Source organism: Amycolatopsis sp. NPDC054798, from assembly GCF_053611505.1.
The window spans coordinates 42,985-67,372 of sequence record NZ_JBSHAM010000053.1 but is presented as its reverse complement, the minus strand read 5'-3'; the positions used below and the strand labels follow the sequence as shown (position 1 = coordinate 67,372).

At 68.9% G+C, this 24,388-nt stretch carries 20 protein-coding genes; 6 read left to right on the top strand and 14 right to left on the bottom strand.

What is annotated here, in order from left to right:
* Window positions 1-328: 328 nt before the first annotated feature.
* Complete coding sequence (gene mtnA / locus ACWGIC_RS28655) at window positions 329-1,294, bottom strand: S-methyl-5-thioribose-1-phosphate isomerase (RefSeq protein WP_452079028.1); 966 nt, start codon at window positions 1,292-1,294, stop codon at window positions 329-331.
* Between the two features lie 61 nt (window positions 1,295-1,355).
* On the opposite strand from mtnA, the gene ACWGIC_RS28650 reads away from it, so the two are divergent.
* A complete protein-coding gene (locus ACWGIC_RS28650; RefSeq protein WP_452079027.1) occupies window positions 1,356-1,754 on the top strand; it encodes a RidA family protein in 399 nt (132 codons plus the stop codon).
* A gap of 1 nt (window position 1,755) precedes the next feature.
* On the opposite strand, the gene ACWGIC_RS28645 is transcribed toward ACWGIC_RS28650, so the two are convergent.
* The 6 genes from ACWGIC_RS28645 to ACWGIC_RS28620 form a co-directional block, all read right to left on the bottom strand.
* Window positions 1,756-2,736 carry a CobW family GTP-binding protein gene (locus ACWGIC_RS28645; protein ID WP_452079026.1) on the bottom strand — a complete coding sequence of 327 codons (981 nt, stop codon included), beginning with the start codon at window positions 2,734-2,736 and terminating at the stop codon, window positions 1,756-1,758.
* Between the two features lie 13 nt (window positions 2,737-2,749).
* The gene (locus tag ACWGIC_RS28640; RefSeq protein ID WP_452079025.1) at window positions 2,750-4,111 is read right to left on the bottom strand and encodes a UbiD family decarboxylase; all 1,362 of its coding nucleotides are present in this window, start codon (window positions 4,109-4,111) and stop codon (window positions 2,750-2,752) included.
* Window positions 4,108-4,713 (bottom strand): UbiX family flavin prenyltransferase, encoded by a 606-nt coding sequence (locus ACWGIC_RS28635; protein ID WP_452079024.1) that lies wholly within the window; start codon window positions 4,711-4,713, stop codon window positions 4,108-4,110. Before ACWGIC_RS28635 ends, ACWGIC_RS28640 begins: the two co-directional genes overlap by 4 nt.
* 9 nt (window positions 4,714-4,722) lie before the next feature.
* Window positions 4,723-6,084, bottom strand: a complete 1,362-nt coding sequence (locus ACWGIC_RS28630) for a nucleobase:cation symporter-2 family protein (RefSeq protein ID WP_452079023.1) — start codon at window positions 6,082-6,084, stop codon at window positions 4,723-4,725.
* A 209-nt stretch (window positions 6,085-6,293) separates the two neighbouring features.
* Complete coding sequence (locus tag ACWGIC_RS28625) at window positions 6,294-7,655, bottom strand: nucleobase:cation symporter-2 family protein (RefSeq protein WP_452079022.1); 1,362 nt, start codon at window positions 7,653-7,655, stop codon at window positions 6,294-6,296.
* A 35-nt stretch (window positions 7,656-7,690) separates the two neighbouring features.
* Complete coding sequence (locus ACWGIC_RS28620; RefSeq protein ID WP_452079021.1) at window positions 7,691-9,097, bottom strand: amidohydrolase family protein; 1,407 nt, start codon at window positions 9,095-9,097, stop codon at window positions 7,691-7,693.
* A 340-nt stretch (window positions 9,098-9,437) separates the two neighbouring features.
* Between ACWGIC_RS28620 and ACWGIC_RS28615 the strand changes: the two genes are divergently transcribed.
* Window positions 9,438-10,421, top strand: coding sequence for an amidohydrolase family protein (locus tag ACWGIC_RS28615; RefSeq protein ID WP_452079020.1), 984 nt, complete (start codon window positions 9,438-9,440; stop codon window positions 10,419-10,421).
* 24 nt (window positions 10,422-10,445) lie between these two features.
* On the opposite strand, the gene ACWGIC_RS28610 is transcribed toward ACWGIC_RS28615, so the two are convergent.
* Entirely contained in the window at window positions 10,446-11,441 is a 996-nt protein-coding gene (locus ACWGIC_RS28610) for a LacI family DNA-binding transcriptional regulator (RefSeq protein WP_452079019.1), read from the bottom strand.
* A gap of 83 nt (window positions 11,442-11,524) precedes the next feature.
* Here ACWGIC_RS28610 and pucD point away from each other — a divergent pair, with 83 nt between their 5' ends.
* The 3 genes from pucD to ACWGIC_RS28595 all read left to right on the top strand — a co-directional run bounded on the left by pucD (window position 11,525) and on the right by ACWGIC_RS28595 (window position 15,469).
* Window positions 11,525-13,852: a xanthine dehydrogenase subunit D gene (gene pucD / locus ACWGIC_RS28605; protein ID WP_452079018.1), complete on the top strand. Its 2,328-nt coding sequence runs from the start codon at window positions 11,525-11,527 to the stop codon at window positions 13,850-13,852.
* 259 nt (window positions 13,853-14,111) lie between these two features.
* Complete coding sequence (locus tag ACWGIC_RS28600; RefSeq protein ID WP_452079017.1) at window positions 14,112-14,990, top strand: FAD binding domain-containing protein; 879 nt, start codon at window positions 14,112-14,114, stop codon at window positions 14,988-14,990.
* A complete protein-coding gene (locus tag ACWGIC_RS28595; protein ID WP_452079016.1) occupies window positions 14,981-15,469 on the top strand; it encodes a (2Fe-2S)-binding protein in 489 nt (162 codons plus the stop codon). The genes ACWGIC_RS28600 and ACWGIC_RS28595 overlap by 10 nt, the downstream gene beginning before the upstream one ends.
* A 495-nt stretch (window positions 15,470-15,964) precedes the next feature.
* Here the strand turns inward: ACWGIC_RS28595 and ACWGIC_RS28590 are convergent, their stop codons facing one another.
* The 4 genes from ACWGIC_RS28590 to ACWGIC_RS28575 form a co-directional block, all read right to left on the bottom strand.
* Window positions 15,965-16,744 carry a PIG-L family deacetylase gene (locus tag ACWGIC_RS28590; RefSeq protein WP_452079015.1) on the bottom strand — a complete coding sequence of 260 codons (780 nt, stop codon included), beginning with the start codon at window positions 16,742-16,744 and terminating at the stop codon, window positions 15,965-15,967.
* Window positions 16,745-16,954: 210 nt separating this feature from the next.
* The gene (locus ACWGIC_RS28585) at window positions 16,955-18,541 is read right to left on the bottom strand and encodes a hypothetical protein (protein ID WP_452079014.1); all 1,587 of its coding nucleotides are present in this window, start codon (window positions 18,539-18,541) and stop codon (window positions 16,955-16,957) included.
* On the bottom strand, window positions 18,517-19,287 hold the full coding sequence (locus ACWGIC_RS28580; RefSeq protein ID WP_037817506.1) for an ATP-binding cassette domain-containing protein: 771 nt from the start codon (window positions 19,285-19,287) through the stop codon (window positions 18,517-18,519). The genes ACWGIC_RS28585 and ACWGIC_RS28580 overlap by 25 nt, the downstream gene beginning before the upstream one ends.
* Before the next feature lie 42 nt (window positions 19,288-19,329).
* A complete protein-coding gene (locus ACWGIC_RS28575; protein WP_452079013.1) occupies window positions 19,330-19,887 on the bottom strand; it encodes an ester cyclase in 558 nt (185 codons plus the stop codon).
* A 79-nt stretch (window positions 19,888-19,966) separates the two neighbouring features.
* On the opposite strand from ACWGIC_RS28575, the gene ACWGIC_RS28570 reads away from it, so the two are divergent.
* On the top strand, window positions 19,967-20,644 hold the full coding sequence (locus ACWGIC_RS28570) for a TetR/AcrR family transcriptional regulator C-terminal domain-containing protein (protein ID WP_452079012.1): 678 nt from the start codon (window positions 19,967-19,969) through the stop codon (window positions 20,642-20,644).
* On the opposite strand, the gene ACWGIC_RS28565 is transcribed toward ACWGIC_RS28570, so the two are convergent.
* Complete coding sequence (locus ACWGIC_RS28565; protein WP_452079011.1) at window positions 20,628-22,403, bottom strand: VanW family protein; 1,776 nt, start codon at window positions 22,401-22,403, stop codon at window positions 20,628-20,630. The genes ACWGIC_RS28570 and ACWGIC_RS28565 overlap by 17 nt on opposite strands.
* Before the next feature lie 148 nt (window positions 22,404-22,551).
* Window positions 22,552-24,270, bottom strand: a complete 1,719-nt coding sequence (gene araD / locus ACWGIC_RS28560; RefSeq protein WP_452079010.1) for an L-arabinonate dehydratase — start codon at window positions 24,268-24,270, stop codon at window positions 22,552-22,554.
* Window positions 24,271-24,388 lie beyond the last annotated feature (118 nt).

Here is a 24,388-nt window from a genome sequence, read left to right as displayed (position 1 = left end):
CAGCCTTGAGGGAATCAGATTCCCTCAAGGGGGCCCTCACGGACATCTATGTCACGCCACCCGCCGCAAGCCCGGACGATGCTCCGTGCCCCCGCGGGGGAGCTGCGCTCTCAGTGGCGAGGGCAGCGTCGGCCGGTACGCGGGGTTCTCCTCCCGGCCAGCGCTGCCCGCCGCCTAGCGGGCATCGCGACAGCGAGACCTCCCCCGCATAGCACGAACGAGAGGTCCGTGAAGGGGCCCCTCACGGCGTTGCTCGGGTCGTGAGGGGAACCCTAGGGGAATCAGTGTCCGTGAAGGCGGTCGTCGCGGGCCCGTAGCGGCACCGGGTTTACGTGCCGAAAACGCCGTTCTCGGTTACCACGGCGGTGATCAGCGCGTGGGGGGTGACGTCGAAGGCGGGGTTGAAAGCCGCTGCTCCCTTCGGGGCGACTTGTAGTCCGCCGAATTCTGTCAGTTCGCTGGCCGCGCGTTCTTCGATGGAGATGTCCGCGCCGGTGGCCAGTGTTTCGTCCACAGTGGACGTCGGAGCGACAACGACGAACGGCACGTTGTGGTGTGCGGCGGCGATGGCCAGTCCGTAGGTTCCGATTTTGTTGGCCACGTCGCCGTTCGCGGCGATCCGGTCCGCGCCGACGAGTACGCAGTCCACCAGGCCGCGCGCCATCGCGGCGGCTGCGGCGCCGTCCGGTTGGACGCGGTACGGAATCCCGGCTTGCTCGAGTTCCCAGGCTGTCAAACGGGAGCCTTGCAACAACGGCCGCGTTTCGTCCACCAGCACCGATTCCACGAGTCCGCGTGCGTGCAGATGCCAGACGACTCCGAGCCCGGTGCCCCAGGCGACGGTCGCCAGATGCCCGGTGTTGCAGTGGCTGAGCAACCGCAACGGCCTGCGCGGACACGCGTCCAGCACGACTTCCGCCGCGTGGGCTGACGCGGTGCGGTTGCGCTGCTCGTCCTCGTCGAGCATCGCCTGTGCTTCGGCCAGCACCGCGTCGGCTCCGCGCGGCAGCTGGGCCAGAGCGCGCTGGACGCCCCAGGCCAGATTGACCGCTGTCGGCCGGGCGTGCGCGATGCGGTCAGCTTCCGCTCGTACATCCCCGCCTTGGTAAGCCGCCAACGCGACGCCCAACGCGCCCGCCGCTCCCAGTGCCGGAGCCCCGCGAACCGCCAGCCGCTGGATCGCGTCGACCAGTTCGGTCACCGTGCGCAGCGTGAGCGTGCGGTACTCGCCCGGAAGCGCGACCTGGTCGACGATCACGATCGCCCCGTCGGCCCAGTCGATGGTCCTGCGCATACGCCCTCCCGTCCGGAAATCCCGTGGCGGACCGCCGCTCGCGTGCGCGACGATCCGCCTCGTGACCATTCAACGGCAGAACCCGCCTGCTTCGCACCCGACTCCCGGCTATCACCACGTGACCACCGTCGACGCGCGCCGCACCGTGCACCTCGCCGGCCAGTGCCCGCTGGCGATCGACGGCGAGGTCGTCCCCGGCGACGTCCTCGCGCAGGTGGATCAGGTCGTCGCCAACACCGAGCTCGCGCTGGCCCACGCCGGCGCGACTGCCGAAGACGTGGTGCGCACGGTGATCTACGTGGCCACCTCCGACCGGCCGACGCTCGCCGCGGTGTGGGATCGGTTCACGAACTCGCCGATCGCCGCGGCGTTCACCACGGCGAGCACGCTCGTCGGCGTGACCTGCCTGGGCTATCCGGGTCAGCTCGTCGAATTGGACGTGACCGCCGCGCTCACCTGAGTCACCGTCCGGCGGCGGCGAGGCTGCAGCGCGACACCGTGTCGGTCAGCTCCGCGCGGTCGAGATTCCGGCCGATGAGGACGAGCTTGCTGACCGGCGGTTGCGCACCCTGCTCGCCGGCGTCGGTCAGTTCGTAGATCCGGTGCACGCCCTGCAGCACCGTGCGGCGGTCGAAGGCGAGAATTCCCTTGAACCGGTACAGATCGTCGCCGCGTTCGGCCAGCAGGGCGGTGAGCCACTGCTCGAACGCGGCGCGGTCCAGGGGGTAATCGAGTTCGATCGACACGGATTCCAGCGTGGGATCGTGGTGGTGGGACTCGTCTTCGAGCCAGTCCGGGTCGGCGGCGACGGTGCGGTTCAGGTCGAAGGCGTTGATGCCGAGGATGTCGTCCAGGTCGACGCTGCCGTAACTGGACGTGAGGATGTCCGCGGTCGCGTTGACCGAGCGCAGCTGCGCGCGCAATTCCTCGATCTCGGGTTCGGTGACCAGGTCGATCTTGTTGAGCACGATCCGGTCGGCGAACGCGATCTGGTTGCTCACCTGGCCGCCGACGCCGTCGTGTTCGCCCTCTTCGAGATGGCTGCCGACGTGCCGGGCGTCGACCAGTGTCACGATCGCGTCCAGCGCGAAGGCCGACGACACCTCGTCGTCCACGAAAAACGTCTGCGCGACCGGGTTCGGGTCGGCCATGCCGCTGGTCTCGATGAGGATCCGGTCGAACCGTTCGCGGCGGCGCAGCAGCGACTGCAGGATTTCGATCAGGTCGGTGCGCGCGGTGCAGCACAGGCAGCAGCCGTTGCTCATTTCGATGATTTTCTCGTCGCCGCCGAGCACGAGTGCGTTGTCGATCGGGATCTCGCCGAACTCGTTCTCGATCACCGCGATCCGGTGCCCGTGGTCCGCGGTGAGGATGTGGTTGACGAGCGTGGTCTTGCCGGAGCCCAGAAAGCCGGTCAGTACGGTCACCGGGATTTTGGCCATGATGATTCCCTCCTTAAACGTTCCCGCCGAGAATCCGGCGAGCGTGCTGACGTGCTTCTTCGGAGACGACAATGCGGTTGCCGTCGAACTGCGGGCCGCGGGTGGCGTCCAGGCCCATCCGGGACGTCGTGCCGTCGGAACCCGAGGACGGGTCGAGCGGCGAGCCGGGCAGACCGTCCACAGTGAACAAGTCTTGGTGCGGCTGGAAATGCGTGGCGAGTGCCCAGAGGACGTCGCTGTCGCTGGTGACGTCGACGTCCTCGTCCACTGCGATCACTGTCTTCACGTAGGGGTCCCAGCCGAGCAGGCCGAGCATCACCTGCCGGGCCTGGCCGGGCCGTCGCTGGCGTAGCGCGACATAGCAGTGGAAGTGCGTTCCGGACGTCGGATAGTGCACCGCGGTGACATCCGGGAAGCGCGCTTTGAGTTTTTCCGCCATTTCCGATTCCCGTGGCACGCGCGCGAGATTCAGATGCTCGTCGGTGTTGCCGCCGACGACGTCGATGAGCATGGCGTCCGAGCGGCGCAGGACGGTTTGCACGCGGAGGACGTTGTTGGTCGAGCGATTCGAGGAATAGCCGGAGAATTCGCCGAACGGACCCTCGTCGGCGTGCTCGGAGGCGTCGATCGTGCCCTCCAGCACGAAGTCTGACCAAGCCGGGACACCGATGCCGTGCCGTGGCGTGCGCACGACTTCGAGCGGTTCGCCGAAGAGCCCGCCTGCCACGGCACGCTCGTCCACGTCGTAGCCGACGCGCGCCGACGCGGCCAGCATGAACAGCGGATGCCCGCCGAGCACCATCGCGACCGGCATCGGCTCGCCGCGTTCGGCGTACTTCTGCAACATCCGCCACAGATCGCCGCGCGAATGCAGACTGGTCGCCAATTCGGTGCGGGAATGCGGCATCGCGCGGTGATAGCTGAGATTGCCGACGCCGGTGTCCGGATCCTCCGCGACGATGATGCCGCTGGTGACGTAAGGGGAGCGGTCGCTGGCGAAATGCTGCAGCATCGGGACGGTCGTCAAGTCGACATCGGTCGTGACATCGTCCAGCACCGGCCCGGACTCGACCACTCTCGGCGGCACCGCACGGAGCGCTCGCTGCTGGTAGGCACTGTGCAAACCGGACGGTCCGGTTTCGAGCATGCGGGCGATGCGCTGCCGCGAAGCGAACATGTTGCTGACCACGGGCACGTCGAGCCCGGTCACCTTCCGGAACAGCACCATCTCGTGCCGCCCGGCCGCGGCGAGTTCGTAAATCACCCCGGTGACACCCTCGTCGGCCGGGACTGGATCGTCGAGGACGAGCACGTCGCCGGGAAACTCGCGGCGGTACTGGTCAACGAAAGCGTGGGGATCTTGCCGGTGGTTCACCGCGAAACTCCTTGCGAGGCGGGCGGCCCCTGCCAGCGCGCGAACAGTTCGTTTTCGATGCCGAACTGGTCGAGCACCTTGCCGGTCAGGTGGGCCAGGATGTCCTCAATGGACTCGGGCTGGTGGTAGAAGGCGGGCACCGGCGGCAGCACGGTCGCGCCCGCCTCGGTCACCGCCACCAGATTGCGCAGGTGCACGAGGCTCAACGGGGTTTCCCTGGCCACGAGCACGAGCGGACGGCGTTCTTTCAGCGTGACGTCGGCGGCGCGGACGAGCAGGTCGTCGCTGTAGCCGTGCGCGATCCCGGCGACGGTTTTCATCGAGCACGGCACGACGACCATGCCCATGGTGCGGAAGGAGCCGGACGCGATCGGCGCGGCGATGTCTCCGCGCGCGTGACGGACGTCGGCCAGTTCGGCCACCTCGGCGGGCGGCATTCCGGTTTCCAGTTCGATGGTGCGGTGTGCGGCCCGGGACATGACCAGATGCGTTTCCACCGTGCCGAGCTTGCGCAGCGCGGTCAGCAGGTGGACGGCCAGGTGCGGGCCGCTGGCCCCGGTGATGCCGACGATCAGCCGGGGCCGCTGCGGTTCGGTGCCCATGACGTCCTTTCAGGACTGGGAAAGCTTCGCGGCGGGTTCCGGGTGCGCGACCGGCTCTTCTGGCTGCCGTTTCCGGCGGGCGAAGAAAAGCAGGTTCAGCAGCACCGCCAGCACGGTTCCGGTGGCCACGCCGCTCTTGAGGAAAACCTGCGCGGCGAACGGGAACTGCTGGTAGAAATCCGGCGCTCCGGCCGGGATCAGCCCGACACCGAGCGACAGCATCACGATCACGAGGTTGCCGGTCTTGTTGAAGTCCACTCTGGACAGAAGCTGGATGCCCGACACCGTCAGCGCCGCGAACGTGGCGACGGCGGCCGCCCCGATCACCGGTTGCGGGATCGCCGCGATCACCCGGCCGATCGGTTGCACCACCCCGAAAACCACCAGGATCATGCCGCCGACCGCGACCGGGTAGCGGCTGCGCACCTTGGTCAGCGCGACGAGCCCGATGTTCTGCCCGAAGGTGGTGTAGGCGAAGCCGTTGAACACGCCGCTGATCGCGGTGAGCAGGCCGTCCACCCGGAGCAGGTTGGCGATGTCGCGCGGCCCGACCTTTTTGCCGACCACCTGGCCGACGGCGAGCCCCTGCCCGGACGCCTCGACCATCAGCACGAAAACGATCACCAGGAACAGCAGAATCGACGGGATGTCGAAATGCAACGCTCCGTAATGCATCGGTTTCAACAGGCCGAAAACCGGGCCGTCGGCTACTCCGGCGAGGCTGCCCAGTCCGGTCAGCCAGCCGACCACCGCGCCGACGGTCAGCGCGATCAGCATCGCCAACTGGCCGAGCAGACCGCGGAACACCCGGTAGAACACCGCGATCAACGCGAGCGTGAACCCGGCGAGCGCGAGATTCGCTGGCGCACCGTAGTTGTGCGCGGACGGATTGGAACCGGCGATGAGTTTCAGCCCGACCGGAATCAGCGTCAGCCCGATCAAGGTGATGACGGTGCCGGTGACGACTTCCGGGAACAGCTTGAGCAGCTTGCTGAACAACGGCGCGATCAGCACCCAGACAACGCCCACCACGAGCAGCGAGCCGTACACCGTGGCCAGCCCCTGCGTGCTGCCGATCAGCACCATCGGGACGATTCCGTTGGACGCGGCCCCGACCACGAGCGGCATCCGGATGCCGAACTTCCAGACGCCGAACGCCTGCAGCATCGTGCCGATCCCGGCGAGCACCAGGTCGACGCTGACCAGATCGGCGATCTGCGCCTGGGGCAGCCCTAATCCGGCCCCGACCACGATCGGCACCACGACGACACCGGCGTACATCACGAGCACGTGCTGCAGACCCAGCAGCACCAGCGGACCGAATCGGGGACGTTCGTCCACAGGGGACGGGGGAGACGGGTGACTGGCCATGATTCCCTCACCTCGTTGGGCCGGCGGGGCCGGGAAAGGCCGGGCCGGGCGGATCGCGGGGCGTCGCCGGAGCCGGACGGGCAGCCGGCGTCGATGACCCCCGGCCGCGCGCGAATCCTGCCGCCGCACCTACGGGGTTGTGGGATCGATGAAGATTTTTCCTTCCCTGCAAGGGGTTTCGACTATGGTGCATCGGAAGCCGCCGAGGGTCAATACCCGGGCGCGGCTTCCGGCCCGGTGCGCGGAGCCCGCTCGCGGCGGTTGAGCACGAGGTTCAGCAGGAAGGCCGCGATGCCGCCGGCCGCGATGCCGCTCGTCAGCACCGTTTGCACCACAACGGGCAGATGCTGGTAAAACTCCGGCGCCCCGACCGGAAGCAGGCCGAAGCCGAACGAGATGGCGACGATCAGGATGTTGCGGCCGTTGCTGAGATCCGCCTGGCTCATGATGCGCAGGCCGACCGCCCCGACCGTGCCGAACATGACCACCCCGACGCCGCCGAGCACCGGCCCGGGCAGCGACGCGACGGCCGCGCCGAGTTTCGGCACCAGGCTCATGAGCACCAGCACCGCGCCCGCGGTGGCGACCACGAACCGGCTCATCACCCGGGTGATGCTGACCAGTCCGACGTTCTCGCCGAAGGTGACGACGGTGAACGAGCCGAACACCCCGGCGAACGCGGTGCCGATGCCGTCCGCGCGCAGCGCCCGGGAAATCTCGGGCGGCCCGACATCGCGGCCGACAATCTGCCCGATGGCGAGCGTGTCGCCGGTCGATTCCACCATGTTCACCAGCTGCACGATGATCATCGGCAGCAGTGCGGACAAGGCGAACGTCGGCAGGCCGAATTCGAACGGCTTCACCACGCCGACCCAGTCCGCCTGCCCGACCGAGCTGAAGTCCGCCATGCCGAGCGGAATCGCCACCAGCGTGCCGACGGCCAGCGCGATCAGGATGGCGAAGCGGCGCACCGCGGGCGGGGCGAACCGTTCCAAACAGACAGTCAGCACGATGGTGCCCAGCCCGAGAATCAGCCGTCCGGCCGAACCGTGGTCGGCGGCGCCCGGATTGGACCCGGCGATGAGCGTGGCGGTGGAGGGCAGCAGCGAGAACCCGATGATCGCGATGATCGTCCCGGTGACGATCGGCGGGAAGAACCGGATCAGCTTGCTGAACCACGGCGCCACCAGCCAGGTGAGCAGTCCGGCCACGATCGTCGCGCCGAAGACCGCGGGCAGACCGGCCTCCTTGCCGACGATGATCGCTGGGGTGATGCCGGTGAACGTCGAGCCCATCACGATCGGCAGCCGGACGCCGACGTTGCCGATGCCCAGCGTCTGCAATAGCGTCGCGATGCCGCTGACCAGCACGTTCGCTGTGATGAGCGTGGCGATCTGCGCGGTGGAGAGGCCGACGCCGAGCCCGATCAGCAGCGGCACGGTGACCATTCCGGAGTAGGCGACCAGCAGGTGCTGGATGCCGAGCGGGAGCATCTGCCGGAGCCGGGGGACGGCGTCGACCGCGTCGCGGGCCGTGGCTTCGGTTCGGGTGGTGCGCGGACGGAATCGCATGGTTTCCTCCACAGCGGGGAAGGGGCGAGCGCGGATCACCGCGCCCAGGGAGTGAGCAGTCCGCCCATGCCGCTGCGGTTCAGCAGCCGGGCCGCGTGCCGTTCCGCCTCGTCGGCGGCGGCCGCTTCGTCGACGCGGACGCACTGTCCGGCGCGGTAGACGATTTCGCCGCCCACGATCGTCAGCTCCACATCGGACCCGCGGGAGGAGTAGACGAGGGCGGAGATAGCCCGGTGCACCGGGCGCACGTGCGGACGGTCGAGCGCGGTCACGATGACGTCGGCGAGTTTGCCTTCGCTCAACACTCCCGCGTCGATTCCGGCGTACCGGGCCCCCTCGCGGGTGGCCATTTCCAGCGCGTCCTCGGCCCGCAGTGCCGTCGGGTCCAAAGTGGCCGCTCGCTGGCCGAAGACGCTGAGTTTCATTGCCTCGAAAAGATCTTGGCGATGACCGCAGCTGGGACCGTCGGTGCCCAGCGCGACCGGGACGTTCTGCTTTCGCATGCTCGCGACGTGCGCGGTGCCGGAGGCGAGGTAGCCGTTGGACGCCGGGTTGTGCGAAACCCCCGCGCCCGCCGCCGCGACCTGGTCGATTTCGGCTTCGTCCAGCCAGATCGCGTGCGCGAGCGTGGCCCGTTCGTCGAGCAGGCCTTCCTTCGCGAGCCATTCGACCGGACGGACCCCGTGGGTTTCGAGGTAGCTGACCGGATCGGTTTTGCTCTCGCAGCAATGGGTGTGCCAGCGAGTGCCGAATTCCCGGGCGAGTTCGACTGTCCGGCGGACGAGTTTTTGCTCCACGTAACAGAGGTTGAGCGCGGCCGGCCACACCGAGACCTTCGAGCCGGGCGGCCGGTGCTGCATCGCCTCGCGAGTGATGGCGAATTCGTCCTCGGTCGAATAGCGGAACAACTCGATCGGCTGGCCGCGCCGGTCGGCGATCTCGGTGCGTTCGCCCAGCATGCCGCGGGCGACCGCGCCGCGAAGCCCGGCCTGTTCGATGACGTCGGCGACCGCGAGCGTCGTTTCAAGATCGCTTGGCGCGTAATGATTGTCGATCACCGTCGTGATCCCGGCGCGCAACGCCTCGACCGCGCCGAGCCGCGCCCCGGCGACCGCTTCGGGCCCGGTGATCGCGATCGAATACGGCCACATGAACTCGCACAGCCACGGCACGATCGACATGCCTTCGCCGAGCCCGCGAGCGAGTGCCTGGTAAAGGTGGTTGTGCCCGTCGACCAGGCCGGGCAGCACGGCTTTGCCGCGGCAGTCGATGATTTCTGCGGCACGCCAGCGGTCGCTGCCAGGCCCTTCGCCGACACCGGCGATCCGGTCGCCGCTGATCGCGACGTGGCCGGTCTGATGGACGGTGCGCTGGTCGTCGACGGTCACCACGGTGCCGCCGGTCAGCAGGAGATCGCAGGGTTCCGGTTCCGCAGCCGACATCGGGCCGCCCTTCCCCGGGCGGGGACGGACCCGGCCCGGCGGTCGTCTCCAGCGCGCGGCTGGAGGCAGCTGGCCGAACGGTTGGCCCGAAACGGGAGGTCACCGGCGCCCGGCAGCGCCGCCGGGTCGTTCAATGCAAAGCCCTTCCGGGACCGGTGTCAAGAGCCTCTTCCGGAAAAGTCTTGCCGCGCAAGGCATTTGGCGATCATGTGTTGACAGCGGGCGGCGAAGGTGCTGCACTCGGTTGCGCCGGAGCGCTGATCGCGCTTCCGGGTCCCGTAGGTGCGGTGAAGCGCGGCCGGGGAGTCCTTTACTCAAGTCTTGCGTAAGGAGACATCCGGTGATTATCGATACCCATGTCCATCCGACGAATCTCGTCGACGAAGCCTGGCGGCACACCGGAACCCCGTTCACCGGCGAGCGCACGCTGGAAATGATGGACGGTCCATTCTGGATCAACGGCAAACCGCGGCGGGTGGACGTCAGCTGCATCATGCCGCCGCCGGGGAACACCACCTGGCGCGAGGGCAACAAAACCGGCCGCGAAGGCATCCGCGAGTACCAGGCGTACGTGACCTCGCTCGTGCAGCGGTACCCGGACCGGTTCGTCGGGAACTTCATGTACAACCCGCGGTTCGGCCCGGAAAACGGCGCGGCGGAGCTGGCCTTCCACGTGAAGGAATACGGCTACAAAATGCTGAAGCTGCACGCCAACATGCACTCCTACCGCCCGGACCGGGCGCTGGACTGGCTTCGGCCGGTGATGCGGGTGTGCGACGAACTCGGCGTGATCGTGCTGATCCACACCGGGGACGGGCCGTACTCGATCCCGACCCAGTTCTACCCGATCATCCGCGAGTTCCCGAACGTCACGTTCATCCTCGGCCATTTCGGCATCCAGACCGGCGGCGTCTACTGTTTCGAGGCGTTCTGGATGATCCAGGACTCGCCGAACGTGATCGGCGAATCGGGCTGGCTGCTGCAGTCGCGGATCGTCGAATTCGCGAAGGAGATGAAGAAGAGCGACCTGGTCTTCGGCACCGATTCGCCGCCGAACGAGCCCGGCATGTGGGCGCGGGAGCTGGAAGTGCTGTGCCACCAGCCGCCGCAGGGCCTGAACCTGTCCGAGGACGACCTGGAAGGCTACCTCGGCAACAACATGGCCAAACTGCTCGGCCTCGCGCCGACGCCGCCGCCGAAGGACAAGGCGGAGGCCGAAGCGTATTTGCGCGGGGACATTCCGCAGGCTTCCGCAGCGAACACGCACGCGTCGCATTACCTCGGCTACACGCCCTCGGCGTGGGCGGAGACCGCTAGCTCCTGACGCGGGGCCGCGCCGGCTGCGGGGTCAATCGCACCCGCAGCTGGCGCGCGCGGTCAGCTGGACGTCGAGGATCCGGTCTTCCGGCTGAGCGTTCTCTCTGAGTTTGTCCAGAGTGGACACCGCCGCGTCGGCGAAATCGTCGAAGGAGTGCCCGGCGGTGGACAACGCCGGCCAGCTGTGCGCGGCGGCTTCGGTGCCGCCGAAGCCGATCACCGCGAGGTCTTTCGGCACGCTCAAGCCGAGTTCCGCCGCCACCGTGAGCGTGTCGAGCGCCAGCCCGTCCGCGGTCGCCATGATCGCGGGCGGACGATCCGGCGACTGCAGCCATCGCCGGATGTCCGCGCGCGCGGCATGCCGATCCAAACCGGTGCGGACGACGTTGGCCGTGCTCCTTTTCGCCGCCCGCATCGCCTCTGCCCAGCCTCGGGCCCGGTCGGCGACCGGCCCGGACCGCGCGGTGCCGGTGAGGCAGCCGATCTCGCGGTAACCGTGCCCGAGCAGGTGTTCAGTGGTCAGCCGCCCGCCCGCTTTGTTGTCCAGCACCACCGATGGCGCGGTGGCGCCGGACGGCGCGTGGTGGTGCAGGTAAACGACCGGAACGTCCAAAGTGGAGTGAGTCGCGGCCGCTCCGGCGATCTCCGCGCGGACCAGCAGCAGACCGTCCACGCGCATGTTCGCCAGCGATTCGGCGTACCGCAGCTCCTGCTCCCGGGAGAACGCCGAATTGCCCAGCAGGACAAGGGATCCGCGCGCGAAGGCGGCCCGCTCGACCGCGTGCGTGAGCTGGGTGAAGTAGCCCTCGCTGCTGTCCGGCACGACCAGCCCGAGCACATTGCTGCGCGTGGACCGCAATGCCCGCGCCACGAGATTCGGCCGGTACCCGAGTTCGGCGATCGCCTGCTCGACCCGTGCGCGCGTGGCGGGAGCGACCGGACGCGGGCCGTTGTTGAGCACGTAACTGACCACGGCCGGCGAGGTGCCCGCCAGCCGTGCGACATCGTCCCGGGTGACCCGCTGCATGAGCCAGACGATACCCGAAGAGCCGTTGACAGTCCAGGTCTACACGTGTTGAATCCCGTGCAGTCGGCAAAGCAGGAAAGCTGGTGGTCACTGTGGACTCGCTGGTACGCGCCGCGGAAACCGGGAAAGCCGCCGGGGTGGGCGAAAGCGCCCTCCGGCCGGACGGCACCGCCAAGGTGACCGGCCGGTTCGCTTACTCGTCGGATTTGTGGATCGAGGGCATGGTCTGGGCGACCACGCTGCGCAGCCCGTACGCGGCCGCGCGGATCCGATCGATCGACACAAGCAAAGCCCTCGCCCAGCCAGGCGTGCACGCCGTGCTGACCCACGAGGACGTGCCCGGCGCGAAAACCTACGGAATGAAATCCGCCGACCAGCCGGTCCTCGCCGCGGACGAGGTCCGCTACCACGGCGAACCGGTCGCGCTGGTCGCCGCCGACGACCCGGAAACCGCGCGCCAGGCCGCGAAACTGATCGTCGTCGACTACGAACCGCTGACCCCGGTCACGGACCCGATGACGGTACTGGACGAGGGCGTCCGCCCCATCCATCCAGACGGAAACCTGGTGCGGCACGTGAAAATCCGCCACGGCGATATGGCACGCGCCCGCGCCGAAGCGGACGTCGTAGTCACCGGAGAATACGACGTCGGCATGCAGGACCAGGCTTTCCTTGGCCCGGAATCCGGCCTGGCGATCCCCGCCGAGGACGGCGGCGTCGAGCTTTACGTTTCCTCGCAATGGCTGCACAAAGACCTGGAACAACTGGCTCCCTGCCTTGGCTTGCCGCCAGAAAAAGTGCGGCTGACACTGGCAGGCGTCGGCGGTGCCTTCGGCGGGCGAGAAGACCTCTCCGTCCACGTGCACGCCTGCATGCTCGCCTTGCGCCTCGGCCGCCCGGTGAAAATGTCCTACAACCGCTACGAATCCTTCTTCGGCCACGTGCACCGCCATCCGGCGAAGATGCGCTACGAGCACGGAGCCACCAAGGACGGTCGCCTGGTCTACGTGAAGGCACGCCTGGTTTTGGACGGCGGTGCCTACACCTCGACTTCGCCAGTGGTCATCGCGAACGCCTGCTACTTCGTCACCGGCGCCTACGACGTCCCGAACGCCGAAATCGACGGCCTGGCAGTATTCACGAACAACCCGCCGTGTGGAGCGATGCGCGGTTTCGGCGCCGTCCAATCCGCCTACGGCTGTGAGTCCAATATGGACAAACTCGCCGCCGCGCTAGGCATGGACCCCATGGAACTGCGCCTCCGCAACGCCATGACCACCGGAACTGTCTTGCCCACCGGCCAAGCTGTCGACGGCCCAGCCCCGGTCGCGGAACTATTGCGAGCACTTCGTGACCGTCCTTTGCCACCCGCCGCTGACACAGATTTGCTTTCCCTGCCCGGCGGAGCCGCCAACACGACGCACGGCGAGGGGGTGCGTCGCGGAGTCGGCTACGCGGTCGGAGTGAAAGCGATCGGCTACTCAGGAGGCGTCGACGACATCTCGACCGCTCGAGTCGCACTGGCCGTCGTGAACGGCGCTCCGGTCGTTTCGGTGCACACCGCCGCCGCGGAATGCGGACAAGGCGTCACGACGGTCCAATCGCAAGTGGCGAGCACGGAACTAGGCGTATCGCGGGTAGTCGTACTCCCCGCCGACACCCAAATCGGCGACGCAGGCTCCGCGTCCGCCTCCCGGATGACGTGGATGTCGACCGGAGCCGTGCAGGGAGCCTGCCGCTACATCGCCCGCGAACTCCTGCGCCGGGCGTCCGAGGCCAGCGGACTGCCCGCGCTTTCCTTGAGCAACGACCAAGTCTTGGACACCGCCGGACGCGCAGTGTGCTCCATCGCCGAACTGGTGGGTTCGGACACCATCGCGCACACCTTCGAATACCACCACCGCCCCACCCAAGGCATCGATCCGGAAACCGGCCAGGGCGACGCGCACATCGCTTTCGCTTTCGCCGCCCACCGAGCGGTGGTCGATGTGGATGTCGAACTGGGTCTGGTGAAGGTCGTCGAACTGGCGACTGCCCAAGACGTCGGCAAGGCGATGAACCCGCTGGCGGTGGAAGGCCAGATCGAAGGCGGGAGCGTACAGGGCCTGGGACTGGCTTTGATGGAGGAAATCCTGGTCGATCGCGAGGGCCGGGTGCGGAACCCGTCCTTCACGGACTACCTGATCCCGACCGTCCTGGACGTGCCGCCGATGCCGATCAGCCTGTTCGAATTCCCGCACCCGGACTCGCCGTACGGCTTGAACGGAGTCGGGGAGCCGCCGACGCTGTCCTCGACCCCCGCGATCCTGAACGCCCTCCGCGCCGCGACCGGCCTGCCCCTGCCGCACGCCCCCATCCGCCCGGACGACATCGCCCTGGCCAGGGAACGCGGCTTGCCTGCCGCTTCGTGAGTGCCTCGCGATGCTATGGCCGGGTGCGGTGCTCTGGCTGACCCCGCAGTGACTTCCGTTGCGATCGCCTGCCTCCCCGGCCCCGCTAGTCACACGCGAAGGAAATCGCAGGTTTCCGCTCACCCGCCCTCCGTCTGCTTCCGATCGAGAAAGCATCAACGATGAACCGCAGCCCCGCTCCGCCCGGAACCGCTGACTCGCCCCGCCGCGCGCCCGTGCCGTCCGCCCCGAACCGGCAGCAGCCTCCCGGAGGTGCCCCGTGGATTTCCTGACCCCCAAGAGCTGGGCGGAAGCCCTGGCCGCCAAGTCCGCCCACCCGGACGCCGTTCCGCTGGCAGGCGGCACCGATGTCCTGGTCGAACTCAACTTCGACCACCGCCGTCCGGCCGCGCTGCTCGACCTCACCCGGGTCGGCGACCTGACCGAGTGGACGGAAAACGACGGCCGGATCCGCCTGGGCGCGGGCGTGCCCTACACCCGGATCATCACCGAACTCGGCACGCGGCTCCCCGGCCTGGCGATGGCCAGCCGCACCGTCGGCTCCCCGCAAATCCGCAACCGCGGCACCGTCGGCGGAAACCTGGGCGCGGCCTCCCCGGCCGGCGACGCCCACCCCGCCCTTTTGGCCTGCGACGCGACGATCGAAGTCGCGTCAGTGCGCGGCACCCGGATGATCCCGGCGACGGAGTTCTACCAGGGCGTCAAACGCAACGCACTCGCCCCGGACGAGCTGATCGCCGCCGTTCATTTGCCGGTCGCGACCGGCCCGCAACAGTTCGCGAAAGTCGGCACCCGCAACGCGATGGTCATCGCAGTGTGCTCGTTCGCCCTGGACCTGGCCCCGGAAACGGGCTGGGCAGGCGCAGCGGTCGGGTCGGCCGCCCCGACGCCGCGCCGAGCCACCGCCGCCGAAAACTTTCTCCGCGACGCGCTCTCCGATTCGTGGGAATCCCGCTCTCCGCTGCCAGATCCGGTCGTACGCCGCTTCGGGGAGCTGGCCGCGAGTGCCGCGTCCCCGATCGATGACGTCCGCGGCAGTGCCGACTACCGGGTACACGCGATCGCCGTACTGGCCCGCCGGACGTTGAGCTGGGCCTGGGAAGACTATCGGAAAGGCGGGCAGCCGAAATGCGCCTGAACCTCACTGTCAATGACGAGCCGCGCACTGTCGACGAGGTCTGGGAAGGGCAGAGCCTGCTCTTCGTGCTGCGCGATCAATTGGGTTTGCCGGGATCGAAGAACGCTTGCGAACAAGGCGAATGCGGTTCGTGCACGGTGTATTTGGACGGTACTCCGGTGTGTTCGTGCCTGGTCGCCGCGGGCCAGGCCGAGGGAAGGGTTGTCCGCACCGTAGAAGGCTTAGCGGACGGCGACGAACTGGACCCGGTACAGCAAGCCTTCGTCGACGCCGGTGCCGTGCAGTGCGGTTTCTGCACGCCGGGGCTGATCGTCGCTGCGCACGAGCTCGTGCACCGCGTGACCGCGCCGACGGACCCGGAGATCCGCGAGGCTTTGGCGGGAAACCTTTGTCGGTGCACGGGGTACGAGAAGATTCTGGACGCAGTGCGTTTGGCGGCGGACCGGGTGGGGGAGACGGGACCTGCGGCGCGGGCGTGAGGGTTGCTCGCCTGGCCCGCGCTAGGAAACCGCGTTCAGGGGCAATCCGGCGGGCACGGGGCTCTGACCTGGCGCGGTCCTGCGCTTCGCGCTGGGAAGCTGCTCCTTCGGGCGATTCCGCCGGTGCCGACCAGCCGCCCCAGGCCAGTACTGCACTCCGCCTCGGAAACTGGTTCCTCCGGGCGACTTCGCCGGTATCGGCTCGCCGTCCCGGCTCGGTCCTGCGATTCGCGCGGGGAGGCTGCTCCCTCGGGCGATTCCGCCGGTACCGACCAGCCGCTCCGGGGCAGTACTGCACCCGGCCTCGGAAACTGCTCTCTCCGGGCGACTTCGCCGGTATCGGCCCGCCGTCCCGGCTCGCCCCCGCGACCCGCGCCGAGAAACCGCTCCCTCCGAGCAACCCTCCGATACCGGCCAGCCACCCCGGCTCAGCCCCGCGAGCAGCGCCGGAAACCCGCAGCGAAACCCCGCACCCCGCGGCTCACCCGAGCCCGGTCAGAGTCCCTTCATCAGATCCGTCTCCGTCACCCCCGGCCCCTGCCCTTCCCGGATGAACCATTCCGTCCCGAACGCCTGGCCGAACTTGTCGTCCGGCAGGGCCAGGAAGAACGATTCCTCGCTGATCTGGCTCCGGTGCGCCCGCATCGCCGCCCGCTTCACCTTCAGGTACGCCATGACGTCCACTTCGGCGGTCAGTTCGGCCGCCGGTTTGCCGATGGTCATCTCCTCGTCCGGGCCGCCTTCCTCGCCCGCGGCCCGCGCGGCTTCGGCGGCCTGGCGGATCTGGTCGCGGTTCGCCGAGCCCTGGTAGACCCGCGGCGTGCCCGCGAGTTCGGCCGCGCGCATGCCGACGCGGTGGACCTGAATGTGGTCCGGGTGGCCGTAGACGCCGAAGTCGTCGTACACCGTGAGCACGTCGGCCGATTCCTCGCGCAGGATCGCCGCCAGCCGCTCCGCCGCTTCCTCGACCGGGGCGCTCCAGAACGTGTCCGGGCCGTCGTTCGACGGGTCGCCCATCATCCCGGAGTCCTGGTATCCCAGGAATTCCACCCGCGAGACGCCCAGCACCTCGGCCGCCGCGTGGGTCTCTTGCACTCGCCGGTCCGCGAGCTGTTCGCCGTCGTCGAGCAGTCCTTCGGGGATCTCGCCCTTTTCCCCGCGGGTGGCCACCACGAGCACCACCCGGTGCCCCTCGTCGGCCGCCTTGCGCATCACGCCGCCGGTCATGATGCATTCGTCGTCGGGATGGGCGTGAAACGTCACCAGTGTCGCCATGCAACCGAACTTACCGGCACCCACCGACAAAAACCGGTGCCCGCCGGAGACGGCTTCCGGCGGATCCTCCACGCTCCATCGCCGGTCCAGCGCGGTTTCGTCCGCGTGGACGGCCAGCAAGCACTGCTTCGTGACGAACTCCTGGAACGGGATCTCTCGCCTCGGCTACGAACGCGTACGACGCCATGCGACACCTCGGCGAGAAAACCGTCACCGTTCCTTGGAGACGGTCGCCAGCAGCTCCGGGCCCCGCGCCGTCAGCCGTTGCTGCGCGAGCGAACCCCACCACCAGGCCAGCGCGACGCCGGTCGCGATGCCGACCGGGATGCCCAGCCACTGCAGCACCGGCAGGTCCGCCAGCTTCCCGGCCGCGCACAGCGCCACCACCGGCAACGCGCCGAGCACGATGAGCAGCGTCGTGGCCAGCATCAGGGCCGCACGGGCGCAGCCGGGGCGGCCGCCGGACGACCACGGGCTGCCGCTGCGGCGTTGATCCGGGAGCGGGAACGCGAGGAAGACGGATTGCAGCATCAAGACCCCGGCTCCGGCGCCCAGCGTTGCCGGGACCAGTCCGAGCACCCACGGGTACGCGCCCGGCACGCCGGTGACGCCGGGCAGGACGAGGGCCAGCACCAAGGCCACGGGAGCGACGATCAACGCCCACGCCAATTGGCGGCCCCGGATGTCGGCTCGTTCGGCTCCGGGGACGACCAGCGTGTGCCACAGGGCGCTGCCGTCCATCCCGTACAGGTTGCCGGACTGCATGGACGCGAAAATCACCACTGCGACCCCGAAATACGGCAGCATCACCGACCGCTCGCCGCCGCCGGACAGGGCTGGCACGACGGTGATGACGAAGCCGATGAGCAACGTCGACAGCAGGGCGACGCGTCGGCGGGCGTCTCGCCACCAGGTGAAAAGCTCCTTGCGCGCCACGGCTCCCACCGGGGTGGCGGGCAGCAGGCTGCGCCGAGTGCGGGTGCTCTTCGCGCGAGTCCGGGAGGCTCCGCGGAACGAAGGCGTGGTGGCCTGGCGGACCAGCAGAGCGCCCCAGACCACGATGAGAACCGCCACGACACCGAGCAGCGCGGCGAAGAGACCGCCGACGAGGCCCCACTCGCCGGTTCCGGCCGCGTGTACCGCGAGCGTGCCCCAGCCGGAGGGAAGGGCGTGCATGACACTCGTGAAACCGGGCATCTGGCCGCTGACGATCGCCGGGCCGACGCTTCTCATCACGTAGTTCACCGCGACGCCGGACAACCCGGTGAGCGCCACCAGGATGATGCCCAGCTCCTTGCCCTTGCGCGACGTCAGCAGCGCTCCGAGCGCGGCCATCACCACGCGGTACAGCAGCACCACGAACGCCAGCTGCAGCACGGTGAACACGAGTCCGACGAACGCCGCGCCGGCGCCGAACCGCAGCCCGTAGAACACCAAGCCGAGGAACGCCAGCAAGCTGACCAGCGCCGTGACGCCCACGAAGCTCGCCGCGAGCAGGCCGACCGCCAGCTTGCGCCGGGGGATCGGCAGCAGCGCGAAATGTTCCGGCCGCAGGGTGTCGTCCCCGCCGCCGGTCGCGATCGGCGCGAGCACCCAGCCCGCCATCCAGACCGCGTACACCGAGGTGAGCAGGTCGACCGTGATCCGGGCCTCCGGCACCGGGAACACGGCGATGCCGATGGTGAACAACGCCGCCAGCAGACCGAAGATGCCGCCGACGATCATTCCGGCGATCTGCCGCCCGCGCAGCGAATTGCGCAGGACTCGCAGCTTCAGTCGGACGAGGACGCCAACCACGCCAGCCCCTCCGTCCCGCCGGTCCGCCCGCCGACGATGTGCACGAACGCGTCTTCCAGCGTGCCTTCGCCGCGTACGTCCGCCACCGCGCCAGCAGCGACGACGCGCCCGCGCGTGATCACCGCGACGTGGCTGCACAGCTGTTCCACCAACGCCATCACGTGGCTCGACAGCACGACCGCGCCGCCGGAGGCGACGAACCGCTGCAGAATCGTGCGGATCGTCGACGCCGAAACCGGGTCGACCGCTTCGAACGGCTCGTCCAGCACGAGCAGCCGCGGCCCGTGCAGCAACGCCGTCGCGAGGCCGATCTTCTTGCGCATGCCCGCGGAATAGTCGATGACGAGCGTGCGCTCGGCGTCCGTCAGCTCCAGCACCCCGAGCAGTTCCTGGGCGCGTTCGGCGACCGTGTCCGGCGCGAGCCCGCGCAGCAGGCCCATGTACGTCAGCAGTTCCCGCCCGGTGAGCCGCTCCGGAATGGACAATCCGTCCGGAAGAACGCCGATCAGGCTTTTCGCCCGTTCCGGTTCCCGCCAGACGTCCACTCCGAACACCCGCGCCTCGCCGGCGTCCGGCCGGAGCAGGCCGACCGCCATCGACAGCGACGTCGTTTTCCCGGCTCCGTTGGGTCCGACGAGGCCGAAGAACGATCCGCGCGGCACCTCCAGCCGCACATCGTCTACTGCCAGCGTGGTCCCGAACCGTTTGGTGAGTCCGTAAAGCCCCATGGCCGCGTCGTCGGACACCGGTTCCCCCTTCCCGTGGTGTGCGCCTGACTGTACGCGGGGTCACCGACAAAAAGCGGGCGGAGTGGTGTCAGAAAGCCGAGGGTCCGGCTCACCGGACATCGCCAGCAACCCCCGCACCGCGCGAACGAGCTTGGGCCACGAGGCGGGTTTCCGGACATCGTAGGCGCGCAGCAGCTGGCGGAGCATGGTGAGCGTGTCGAAGTAAATGCGTTCGCACACCAGCTGTTCGCCGGCGTCGAAGAGGAAGTACGCGGTCATCCGGACCCGGAACCGCTGTCCGGTCGGCGGAATCTTGCCGAGCGGTCCGCGATGGGTGCCGAGAAGCCAGAACTCGACGATTACCGCATCGGCACTGTGCCGCAGCGCGATGATTTCGTGGTCTTGATCGGGAAAAGCGCGGCGCGTTTCGTCGTAGTAGCCGCGCACCGCGGAATCGCCGTCGTGCACGGTCATCGTCGGGACGATCTCGTAACGCGGATGCGGGAACGTCGCCAGCACGTCGTCCCACTCCTGGCGGACCTCGTCGCGGAAGTGGTCGAGGACGAGCTTTTGCCGGGCGCGCAGCACTTCGGGCGCGGGGATGGCCAACGGGTCCACAGGTTCCTCCAAACCGGGAGAGCGCGACGGCAATTTAATCCACAGTGTGGGTATATCGCAAGTGCGCCATGATGGAACCGTGAACACCACGACGCGCCGGGGACGCCCGCGCAAGGGAGACGCCCGGCTGTCGCGGGAGGCGATCCTGACGGCCGCGCTGGAAGTGGTCGACGCCGACGGCGCGGCAGCGGTGAGCATGCGGACCGTCGCGCAGCGCCTCGGCGTGGACGCGAAGAGCCTCTACCACCACGTCGACGGCAAGGAAGGGCTGCTCGACGCGGTCGCCGGGCACGTGCTCGGCGGGATCGATCTCCCGGACCCGGCCGGGCAGCCCGAAGAAGACCTCCGCGCGATCGCCCACGCCTTCCGGAAAGCGGCCCGCGCGCATCCGCAGGCCGCCGCGCTGGTCCTAACCAGACAGTTGCCCTCAGCCGCCGCGCTCGCGCCGGTCGAGGCGGTGCTTTCGGTGCTGCGCAAGGCAGGAGCGTCGCCCGAGGAGGCGGTCCACCTGCTGCGGTCGCTCCTTGCCGTCGTCGTCGGCTCGCTCCTGCGCGAGGCCGGTGCGGGACCGGCGTTCGGCGTCACCGACGAGGACGGAATCGCCCGCCGCCGCGCCGAACTCGAGCAGGCCGGACTGCCCGCCGTCGTGGAATCCGCGCCGCATCTGGCCCGGTGCGATCACGAAGCGGAGTTCGCCTTCGCCGTCGAGCTGGCGGTGGCCGCGGTCGTGCAGCGGCTCGCTACTCCCCGCAGGTGATCTTCGGCTGCGGGTTGTAGCGGACCGACCGCGTGTGCCGCGAAACCTCCCGGCCGGACGAGGCGTCGCGCAGGATCCGGGTGTCGCTCGCGGTGAAACCGGGCGCGCCGTTGGAGGCGTGGCAGTTCTCCGCCGGACCCGGTTTCGTCGGCGGCGGCGTCGGGTTCGTCCGCTCGCCGGGGACCGATTCGACGGTGTAGCGCTTGGTGCCCCACAGCTTCACGGTGATCGACGACGGCGTCCAGACGGTCTGGATCGCGACGCCGGTGTCCGAGTCGTTGGTGAACTTCAGGTCGATCACGCTGGCGCCGTTGGGGTTCTGGAACACCGTCGCCTCGCGCGCGGCCGGGTAGCGGCTGATGTAGTAGCTGTGTTCCTTGTGCCCGGCGTCCTTCATCCCGGAGAAGTACGCCGCGTTGTACAGCGTGGTGGCGAACTGCGAAATGCCGCCGCCGACCTCGCGGGCCGGTGCGCCGTTCTCGATCACGCCCGCCTCGACGTAGCCCTGCGGACGCCCGCGCGGGCCGGTGAATCCGTTGAGGCTGAACGTTTCCCCCGGCTTCACGATCGCGCCGTTGACCTTCTCCGCGACCACGCGGATGTTCGTGCCGGAGTCGGCGGCGAACCCGCCGGTGCTGAATTCGCCGATGACTTCCTTGACGCCCAGCTTGTCCGCCTGCTCGGTGGTCACCTTCGCGGGCGTCTTCTTGTAGATCGCCTTCAGCTCGCGCGAATCGGTCTGCTTGAGCGTGTTCTGCAGCGGTTTGAGGCTCTGCTCCCAGTCGACCGTGTTGCCGTCCGCGGAGGGTTCGACGACCGGTTTGCCGCCGGAGAACGCGATCGCCGCGTCCTTGCCCTCCTGCTCGGTGGACTTGAGCTGCGGCGCGAGCGCGTCGGTGACCTTCTTCGGGTCGATCTGCGGGGCGAGGCCGCCGCCGTCGCCGGGCACGAACGTCAGCGCGCCGGCGATCTGCTCCGGCGTCAGCGTCGCGTCCGCGCCTTCGCCCTTGACGACGATCGGCGCGGACACCGCGGGTTTGGCGAACTCGGCGAGCGCGCGCTGGACGCCCTCGGCCGTGGTGCGCACCGGCGTCGGCGCGACCGGAAGCGTCAGCTCGCTGCCCGAAGCCCAGCCGCTCAGCACCTTCGCCCGCGCCGCCGCGACGTCCAGCTTCTGCCCGGCCTGCGGCGGGACCGCGACCGGCGTGGTGCCGTCGAACCGGATCGTGCCTTCGGCCGGCTCCCGGTCGACGCGGCCGCGCAGCTCCTCGAGCGCCGGGTCGAGCTTCGCGCCCTCGACGTGCGACACGACGCCCAGTTCCCGCGTGCTGAAGAACGACGCGAGCCGGGTGAAGGGGTTGATCGGCTGGTCGCCTGCCTGGTCGAGGGTGCCGCTCCAGTCGAGCCCCAGCCCGGCGTCGGTCGGCGACAGCTTGGTGTGCGCGTTGCCCGCGGTGACGGTGAGCGGCTGGGTGAGCCGGGGCTCGATCTTCCCGCGCAGCTCGCGTTCGGCGACCGGCCGCTCCAGCCCGCCGACGTCCACGCCGGCCACGACGACGCCGCGCGGCACCCGGCCCTGGCTGGTCAGCAGGTCGATGAGGTAGGCGACGACCAGGACGCCGAGCACGCCGCCGCTGATCCAGCCCGCCTTGCGCAGGCCGCGCCTCCGCGGCGGGACCGGAGGTTCTTCCGGAGGCACGACCGGCAGGATCTCGGTCTGGTCGCTGTCGGTTTCCGGCCAGCGCGGTTCGTACTGCACCTCACGACCCCTTCGATTCGCTGCGGTCAGGGGCACAGCGTACGGGCCGAGCCGGACATGCCGGACTACTGCCCCCAGCGGAACAAACCGGTCACCCTCAGTCGTGAGTGCTGATCGCGGTTCTCACCGTGATCAGCACTCACGAGGGTCACCCTGCGTCCGGTTCCGGATTGGCGCCGGCGCGGGCGAGGAAGTCGAAGTCGCAGCCCTCGTCGGCTTGCGTGATGTGCTCCGCGTACAGCGCACCGTAACCCCGCTCGAACCGCGGTGCCGGAGCGGCCCACGAATCGCGGCGACGCCGCAGTTCGGCGTCGTCCACCTGCAACTGCAACGTCCGGGCAGGCACGTCCAGGGTGATCAGATCGCCGTCGCGGACGAGTGCGAGCGGTCCGCCGACGTGCGATTCCGGTGCCACGTGCAGCACGCACGCTCCGTAGCTGGTGCCGCTCATCCGGGCGTCGGAGATGCGCACCATGTCCCGCACGCCTTGTTCCAGCAGGTGCGCCGGGATCGGCAGCATCCCGTACTCCGGCATCCCCGGACCGCCGAGCGGACCGGACCCGCGCAGCACCAGCACGGAATCAGCGGTGATGCCCAGCGAGGGGTCGTCGATGCGCTTCTTCAAATCTGGGTAGTTGTCGAAAACCACTGCCGGACCGGTGTGCGTGAGCAGAGCGGGGTCGGCGGCGATGTGCTTGATCACCGCACCGCTGGGAGCGAGGTTTCCGTGCAGCACGGCGACGCCGCCCTCGCTGGCGACTGGGTGGTCGCGCGGGCGGATCACGTCGTCGTTGTGCACGCGGGCGTCGGCGAGAGAATCGGCGAGCGGACGACCGGTGACGGTGACGCGGTCGAGGTGCAGCAGATCGGTCAAGCGGGACAGCAACCCGGGCAGGCCGCCCGCGTAATAGAAGTCCTCCATCAGCCAATCGCCGCCCGGACGGATGTTCGCCAGCACCGGCACCCGGCGGGCGATCTCGTCGAAATCCTTCAGGGACAAGGAGATCCCGCTGCGCCCAGCCATCGCGATCAGGTGGATCACCGCGTTGGTCGACCCGCCGAGCGCCAGCACAGTAGTGATCGCGTCGGCGTACGCGTGCTCGTCGAGGATCTTCGTGATCGCGAGGTCTTCCCACACCATGTCCACGATTCGCGCGCCGCTCGCCGCGGCCATCCGGTGGTGCGCGGAATCGACCGCCGGGATCGAGGCCGCGCCGGGCAGCGTCAGCCCCAGCACCTCGGCCGCGGACGTCATGGTCGACGCGGTCCCCATCGTCATGCAGTGGCCGGGGGAGCGGGCGAGGCCGCGTTCCAGTTCGGCCAATTCGCGGTCGCCGATCGTGCCCGCGCGCCGTTCGTCCCAGTACTTCCACATGTCGGTGCCGCTGCCGAGCACTTCGCCGCGCCAGTTTCCGCGCAGCATCGGACCCGCGGGCACGAAAATCGACGGCAACCCCGCGCTCGCCGCCCCCATCAGCAGCGCCGGCGTGGTCTTGTCGCAGCCGCCCATCAGCACCGCGCCGTCGACCGGATAGGACCGCAACAGTTCCTCGGTCTCCATCGCCAGGAGATTCCGGTACAGCATCGGCGTCGGCTTCTGATAGGTCTCCGACAGCGTCGCCACCGGGAACTCCAGCGGAAATCCGCCCGCCTGCCACACGCCGCGCTTGACCTGCTCCGCGCGTTCGCGCAGGTGCTGGTGGCACGGGTTGATGTCGCTCCAGGTGTTGAGGATGCCGATCACCGGCTTGCCGAGGTGCTCTTCCGGCTCGTAGCCGAGCTGCCGGGCGCGGGTGCGGTGGCTGAAATTCCGCAGGTCGTCGCCGCCGAACCAGCGGTGGCTGCGCAGGTCCTCGGGTGCCTTCATCGCGGCCGTGTCCCTTCGAAGACGGATGGCATCTGATATATGATCGTACGTGTCGACGCTCGGAGACGCCCGCCTGGTTGAATGTGCGGGGACGAGCGCGAAAGCCAGGAGGGTCGGC